Annotated in this window: 2 protein-coding genes; both read left to right on the top strand. The window is 56.7% G+C overall.

The annotated features are described in order from the left end of the window. Positions 1 to 567: precorrin-3B C(17)-methyltransferase (locus tag V6C07_RS05815; RefSeq protein ID WP_333535422.1), on the top strand; the 567-nt coding region annotated here is incomplete at its 5' end. A gap of 110 nt (positions 568 to 677) precedes the next feature. Further along, positions 678 to 1,064 (top strand): cytochrome c3 family protein, encoded by a 387-nt coding sequence (locus tag V6C07_RS05810; RefSeq protein WP_333535421.1) that lies wholly within the window; start codon positions 678 to 680, stop codon positions 1,062 to 1,064. Positions 1,065 to 1,584 lie beyond the last annotated feature (520 nt).

The following is a 1,584-nucleotide window of genomic DNA, read 5'->3' as shown; positions in this document are numbered from 1 at the left end:
TGCGCCGCTGCCGTGGATGCGGCTCTGGCTGGTCGGCCCACGGCCCTTGTCTGCTCGGGTGACCCCGGCATTTACGCAATGGCGGGGCTTGCCCTTGAAATACTTGAATTGCGCGGCCTGGCCGATACGGTTCCCTTTGTGGTGGTTCCTGGTGTTCCTGCCGTATGCGCTGCTGCTGCCCTGCTGGGCGCGCCCCTGACGCATGATTTTGCCTGCGTGAGCCTGAGCGATCTGCTGACGCCGTGGGAAACCATTGTTAAAAGACTTACGGCGGCCCTTGAGGCGGATTTTGTGTGCGTTATCTATAATCCGCGCTCCAAGGGGCGTCCCGGTCACCTGGATCATGCGCTGGAACTGGCCCGCCGCTTCCGCGCGGGGGACTGCCCCGTGGGGTTGGTGCGTCAGGCGTACAGGCCGGGGCAGAGTGTGAGCGCGCACAGGCTGGATGCCTTTGATGCCGCACAGGTGGACATGCTTTCTCTGCTGGTTATCGGCAACAATGAAAGCAGATCTGTTGGGTCATATATGCTTACGCCCAGGGGATATGCACGTAAAAGACACTTATGACAGTGCAAATGACTTGAAAAAGTGTTTCATGCTCCCCATTGACACGTTGCCATGCTGGCCGTAAGCTTGCAAAAATTCTCATGTGTTGTTTTTTACCTTGGAGGATTACTGTGAAAAAAACTCTTGTTCTTACCTGTATGCTGGCCCTGCTTTTTGCCGTGAGCGTATGGGCCGCACCTGCCGTGCCTGACAAGCCCATTGAAATCAAAGGCTCGCAAAAGACTGTCATGTTTCCCCACGCTCCCCACGAAAAAGTGGAATGCGTGACCTGCCACCATCTGGTGGACGGCAAGGAAAGCTTTGCCAAGTGCGGCAGCTCCGGGTGCCATGACGACCTGACCGCCAAAAAGGGCGAAAAGAGCCTGTACTACGTTGTACACGCCAAGGGCGATCTCAAGCACACCAGCTGTCTTGCCTGTCACAGCAAGGTTGTGGCTGAAAAGCCGGACCTCAAGAAAGACCTTACCGGCTGCGCCAAGTCCAAGTGCCATCCGTAGTCCGTATAGATTGGAATTGGACCGGTAGAGCGTTTCAGTCTCTGAGCTGTTTCAGGGCGTTTCAGCTTTCAAGCTGCATATGCTGAATACATGCTCTGACCTTGTGATGCGAGGTGCGGCAAGGCGCGCAGGATAGCTTTGGGTGGATTTTACCTGTCGCCAGCAGGCGGACTCAAGGTGAAACACTGGTGGATTGCAGCGTTGCCATTTGCACTCTCGACCTTCATACGGCGTTTGCGGCGGGCGGGTTTGCCCGCCGCAGGCGGCGAGGCTGAAGCAAAACCGTTCTGAATAATAAAAGCGGCGGAAGTGTTACTTCCGCCGCTTTTGCGTTGCAGGAAAAGCTTTGGGCTATCCTTCCTGGCACTTTTTTTTCAGTGTTTCGGCCACGGTCTTGCCCATTTCATGGCAAGCCTTGAGCACGTCGCGGTCGGGCCGCCAGTTGCACTTGACCGGCTCCACGGGCATGACCATGTGCATGCCGGCCAGATGCTCGTGCAACTGCCTGGGCGCCTCGCCA

Origin of the sequence: Desulfovibrio sp. 1214_IL3152 (assembly GCF_036763055.1) — a bacterium.
Classification (GTDB): Bacteria; Desulfobacterota; Desulfovibrionia; order Desulfovibrionales; family Desulfovibrionaceae; genus Desulfovibrio.
Note: the sequence above shows the minus strand (reverse complement) of the source record. Positions and strands in the feature narration are given on the sequence as shown.